The organism is Phyllobacterium sp. (assembly GCF_037994425.1).
Lineage (GTDB): Bacteria > Pseudomonadota > Alphaproteobacteria > Rhizobiales > Rhizobiaceae > Phyllobacterium.
Map to the genome: position 1 here is coordinate 1 of NZ_JBBNAM010000262.1, position 5,090 is coordinate 5,090.

Annotated in this window: 3 protein-coding genes; 1 reads left to right on the plus strand and 2 read right to left on the minus strand. The window is 59.5% G+C overall.

Annotated features, from left to right (window positions below; translation table 11 throughout):
- Window positions 1-214: 214 nt before the first annotated feature.
- Together AAAB35_RS18100 and AAAB35_RS18105 are read right to left on the minus strand one after the other, a co-directional pair.
- Complete coding sequence (locus AAAB35_RS18100) at window positions 215-733, minus strand: GNAT family N-acetyltransferase (RefSeq protein WP_340669669.1); 519 nt, start codon at window positions 731-733, stop codon at window positions 215-217.
- Window positions 726-4,361 carry a hydantoinase B/oxoprolinase family protein gene (locus tag AAAB35_RS18105; protein WP_340669670.1) on the minus strand — a complete coding sequence of 1,212 codons (3,636 nt, stop codon included), beginning with the start codon at window positions 4,359-4,361 and terminating at the stop codon, window positions 726-728. Before AAAB35_RS18105 ends, AAAB35_RS18100 begins: the two co-directional genes overlap by 8 nt.
- Window positions 4,362-4,593: 232 nt before the next feature.
- Here AAAB35_RS18105 and AAAB35_RS18110 point away from each other — a divergent pair, with 232 nt between their 5' ends.
- Complete coding sequence (locus AAAB35_RS18110) at window positions 4,594-4,995, plus strand: hypothetical protein (protein WP_340669671.1); 402 nt, start codon at window positions 4,594-4,596, stop codon at window positions 4,993-4,995.
- The last annotated feature ends 95 nt before the right edge of the window (window positions 4,996-5,090 follow it).

Genomic DNA, 5,090 nt, shown 5'->3' on the forward strand with positions numbered 1-5,090 from the left:
GCGATCATCTCAATGCGACACCCCGCAAATGTCTGGGCTTCAGGACACCCGCGGAGGTCTTTCGCCAAAAGGTCATGGCAAGGCGCAGATGAATAGGTTAGCCTGCCGTGCTCCAAAGTCGCGCTTCAGCGAGAACTCACAAAGCGCATTTTAACAAGCGTCGTCAGTTGCCTGTTTTCGTGAAGTTTTGTAGCGACTGGCCAAGGTGCGGATTTCAGCGCAAATCAAGCCGCAGGTGCTCATCGTCGTACGATTTACCGTCGTAGCGCAGCGCGTCCTTCTCAAACCCGAAGACCGTAAACCCGAGGCCAAGATAGACGTTTCGCGCCGAGAGGTTCGTTGCCATCACGGTCGCATGGAGGATGTCGACGTACTGTCTCGCGTGGTCAATCACCGCCTGCGTCAAGCGCCTGCCAAGGTCATGACCCCGCCAGGCGGGATCGACGAAGACGCCCCACAGCATACCGGTGTGCCGCTTCTTGAGTGTCGGATTCACCGCAAAGCCCGCAAGACCGATCAGTTGGTCATCGGCGAAGGCGCCAAATACGGCGTTGGGCTGCGCCTCCAGCCTTGCACGAACTTGGGCCATGTCGAGACCAACCTCCTCCTCAAAGCTCGAACCGAAGGCTTCGGGTGCGCTTTGGAGGCAGTGCAGCCGCAAGGCTCGGAAGCGCTCGGCATCGTCTCCATCAAGCCTCCTGATGGATATGGCCCGTTGCCCCGGTTCAGACATCGCGCTTTCCATAGCCGCCGGGTGTCGGCGTCGTAACGATTACGGCTTCACCAGCAGCGAGTATGGTCTGGTCACAGGCCTTTAGCGTTTCCATGGTACCATCGCTGCGGCGCACTTGCGTCTTGCCAGTCTCGCCATTGCCGCCGCCGTCGAGACCTTCGGGCGAGCGGTTGCGATGCGAGGAAAGAATCGCGCAATCCATGCGTTCGAGGAAGCGGATCGTCCGCTGCGTGCCATCTCCGCCGCTGAACTTCCCGGTGCCGCCCGAACCTTCGCGGATATGGAAGTCCTCGAGCAGGACGGGAAAGCGCATTTCGAGAATTTCCGGATCTGTAAGTCGCGAGTTCGTCATATGCGTGTGGACGGCCGATGTTCCGGCGAACGCTGCACCGTCGTTGAAGCGGCCCGCGGGAGCCCCCGAGCAAATCGTCTCATAATATTGGTAGCGCTCGTTGCCGAAAGTCAGATTATTCATCGTGCCTTGTGAATTTGCCATCGCTCCCAAGGCGCCGAAAAGGGCATTCGTGACATGCTGCGAGGTTTCGACATTGCCGGCAACAACTGCCGCCGGATAGGTCGGCTTTAACATCGAACCATCGGGAATGATGATTTCGATCGGGCGCAGACAACCGGCATTCATCGGGATGGCGCCTTCGACCATGACGCGGAATACATAGAGTACGGCGGCGCGTGCCACAGGCTCCGGCGCATTGAAATTGTTCTTCATCACGGGTGACGTGCCGGTGAAATCGACGGTCGCGCGGCGTTCGTTGCGATCGACGATGATCTTGACCGCAATCGTCTGCCCGGTATCGGTCTCGTATGTATATTCGGATTTTTCGGGAAGCCGGTCGAGCACGGCACGAACGCTTTCGGCGGCATTGTCCTGTACATGGCCCATATAGGCTTCGACCACCTCGAGCCCGAACTGCGAGATCATCTTCCTGAGTTCGGCAACACCCTTTTCATTGGCGGCAATCTGCGCCTTGAGGTCGGCAATGTTCTGGTGGACGTTGCGCACCGGCCAGGGATGGTTGGTCAGAAGCTCGGTCAATTCCTTCTCGCGAAAGCGCCCCCGCTCAACGAGGCGGAAATTATCGATGAGGACACCTTCCTCGTCGACGGTCGTTGCGAGCGGCGTCATCGAACCCGGCGCCGAACCGCCAATGTCGGCATGGTGGCCGCGCGAGGCAGCATAGAAGAGAATGTTTGTCCCCGCATCGTCGAAGACCGGCGTGACAACAGTGATATCGGGCAGATGCGTGCCGCCATTATAGGGCGCATTGAGTGCAAAGACGTCGCCGGGACGAATGTCGCCCGCATTGAGCTTGATGACGGTCTCGACCGAACGATCCATCGAACCCAGATGGACCGGCATGTGCGGGGCATTGGCGACGAGCGCGCCGCTCCCATCGAATACGGCGCAGGAAAAGTCCAAACGCTCCTTGATGTTCACCGAATAGGCGGTGTTCTGCAGTGTAACGCCCATCTGCTCGGCTATCGACATGAAGAGATTGTTGAACACCTCCAGCATGATCGGGTCCGCCTCAGTGCCGAGTGCGGCGGCGCGAAGCTTTTTTTCGGCCCGGCGCATGATGACATGGTTCAGGGCCGTTATCTCCGCTTGCCAGCCCGGCTCTACCACGATCGTCTGGTGTGGCTCGATGATCAGGGCTGGGCCCTTGATACTGTGTTCAGGTGCGAGATTTTCGCGCTGGAACGTTTGGGCATCATGGAACAGCCCGCCAGAGTAGAGCCTGCAGGTACTGTCGGGCCGTGGCCTCGATGCATTCAAGGGATGCGCCGTTTCAACCTGCGTTCGCTCGCGACCGTCCGCTCCGTCGACTTCGACAGCCTCGACCACAATGCCCTTGTTGTCGTAGATGAAGCCGAATTGGGCTTTGTGCGCGGTTTCAAAGGCGGCACGCGCTTCTTTGATCGAAAAGGTGCTGAAATCGATGGGGATCGTTGTATCGGTTCCGTCGTAGCGCAGGTGCACGATAGGGCGCGACGCGATCGCGTCAATGGGAACGCCCTGACCGCTGAGTTCGTCAACCACCGCAGCCGATAGCCTTTCAACTAGTAAACGCACCTCGTCGATGTTTTCGGTAGCAAGCGGTTTCACCAGTGCCTGTTGGCGCGATGCGAATGTCGAGGAAAGGCCGATGCCGTAGGCCGAAAGAAGGCCGGAGAAGGGATGGATCAACACGGCTTCCATACCTAATGCGTCGGCGACAAGGCAGGCATGTTGCCCGCCTGCGCCGCCAAAGCAATTGAGGAGATACCGGGTCACATCATAACCGCGCTGCACCGATATTTTCTTGATCGCATTAGCCATGTTTTCTACGGCGATCGTCACAAAGCCTTCGGCGACCTGCTCGGGCGTCTTGCCGTCGCCCATTTCGGCCGCAAGGTCGGCAAATTTTCCGGCAACGATTTCGGCGTCAAGCGGCTGATCTTGTTCAGGGCCGAAGATCGCTGGAAAATATTCGGGCCGAAGCTTGCCGAGCATGACATTGGCGTCGGTGACCGCGAGCGGTCCGCAGCGCCGGTAACAGGCGGGTCCAGGATTGGCGCCCGCCGAATCGGGTCCGGCCTGGAAACGTCCCGCGCTATAGTGAAGGACGGAGCCGCCGCCAGCTGCAACCGTGTGAATGCGCAACATGGGCGCGCGGATGCGCACGCCGGCAACTTCAGTGTCGAATGCCCGTTCAAAATCGCCGTCATAGTGGGCGACGTCGGTGCTTGTGCCGCCCATGTCGAAACCGATGACCTTCGTAAAACCGGCAAGCCTTGCTGTCTCGACCATGCCGACGACACCGCCGGCCGGCCCCGAAAGAATGGCATCCTTGCCCTGGAAGAGGTCCGCGGCTGTCAAGCCACCGGATGACATCATGAAGGAGAGACGTGACCCCCGCGCCGTGCCATCAACAATGCCCAACTCTCCGGCCACACGGTCTACATACCGGCGGAGGATCGGTGAGAGGTATGCATCGACCACTGTGGTGTCGCCACGCCCGACAAGCTTGGCGAGCGGGGAGACTTCGTGGCTGACGGATACCTGTCCGAATCCCAGCTCACGCGAGACTTTCGCTGCGATCTGTTCGTGTGCCGGATAGTTCCAGGCGTGCATGAAAACGATTGCAACCGCGTCGATGCCGTCCTCTTTGGCCTGCACCAGCGCGGTACGTATCTGCGCCGGATCCGGTACGATTTCCACGGTACCGTCGGTCCTGACGCGCTCGTCGATTTCGACGACGCGCTCGTAGAGTTGCTCGGGAAGGATGATTTCCTTGGCGAAGATGTCCGGCCGCGCCTGATAGGCAATCCTCAGGGCATCCCGGAAACCGCGAGTGATGACGAGCAGAGTCCGGTCGCCCATGCGTTCGAGAAGTGCATTGGTTGCGACGGTCGTGCCCATCTTCACCTCGCCGATGCGCCCGGACGGAATGGGATCACCAGGCTTGACGCCCAGAAGCTCGCGGATGCCCTGGATTGCAGCGTCGCGATAGGCTTCCGGGTTCTCGGAAAGGAGTTTGTGCGCAAGCAACTGCCCCTTGGGATTGCGAGCAATCACGTCAGTGAACGTGCCGCCGCGATCAATCCAGAAATCCCATCTGTCTTTCACGGAATTTGCCTCCGCCTTCTGTGATTCGGCCGCACGGGAAAACCCTCACGCGCCCTCGAGTGACAATAAGCGATACCGCCCGGAGCGCAATGATGGAAGATTTCACATTAAGATTTGCGTGAAACTGTTGATATCCACGGGAAAATTAACCGAAAGCGCAAACAAAGCGCCGCGCCGCGCCAATTCGTTTAAGGTGAGGGTGAGGGGCCAGTTTATGAATGGAGAGGAAACGATGAAGAACAGACTTTTTGTATCCTTGGCTGCAGTATCGCTGCTGGCGCTCGCCGGTTGCGGCGAGAGTGAACAGAAATCGGAACAGGCTCCCGCAAAGACTGAACAGCCGGCGCCAGCTCCGGCACCGGCGCCCGCACCAGCTGCGCCTGCGGCGACCGAGGCGCCTGCCGCTCCCGCTGCCCCTGCCACACCTGCTACGCCGATGAACGCTCAGGACACCCTGAACAAATTGAAAGAGCAGGCTGCCACAATGACCACCGAGCAGAAGCAGGCCGCTGTCGCGACGGCGCGCAAGGCTGCAGAAGATGCCGCCAAGGCTGCCGGTCAGACCGAAGATCAGATAAAGGTCGCGGCGGACGAGGCCGAAAAGGCGATCAAGGACGCACTGGGCATGCAATAAGGCGCTAATATTCGGCCGGCCGCTCCGTCAGCCGGTCGAACCCCGCCATGCGGCAACGGGTCCGCGCAAACCGTTGCCGCGACATCGATATCGCT

Coding starts and splice junctions, on each gene's coding strand:
- AAAB35_RS18100 (WP_340669669.1), bottom strand. CDS start 733: ATGTCTGAACCGGGGCAACGGGCCATATCCATCAGGAGGCTTGATGGA.
- AAAB35_RS18110 (WP_340669671.1), top strand. CDS start 4,594: ATGAAGAACAGACTTTTTGTATCCTTGGCTGCAGTATCGCTGCTGGCG.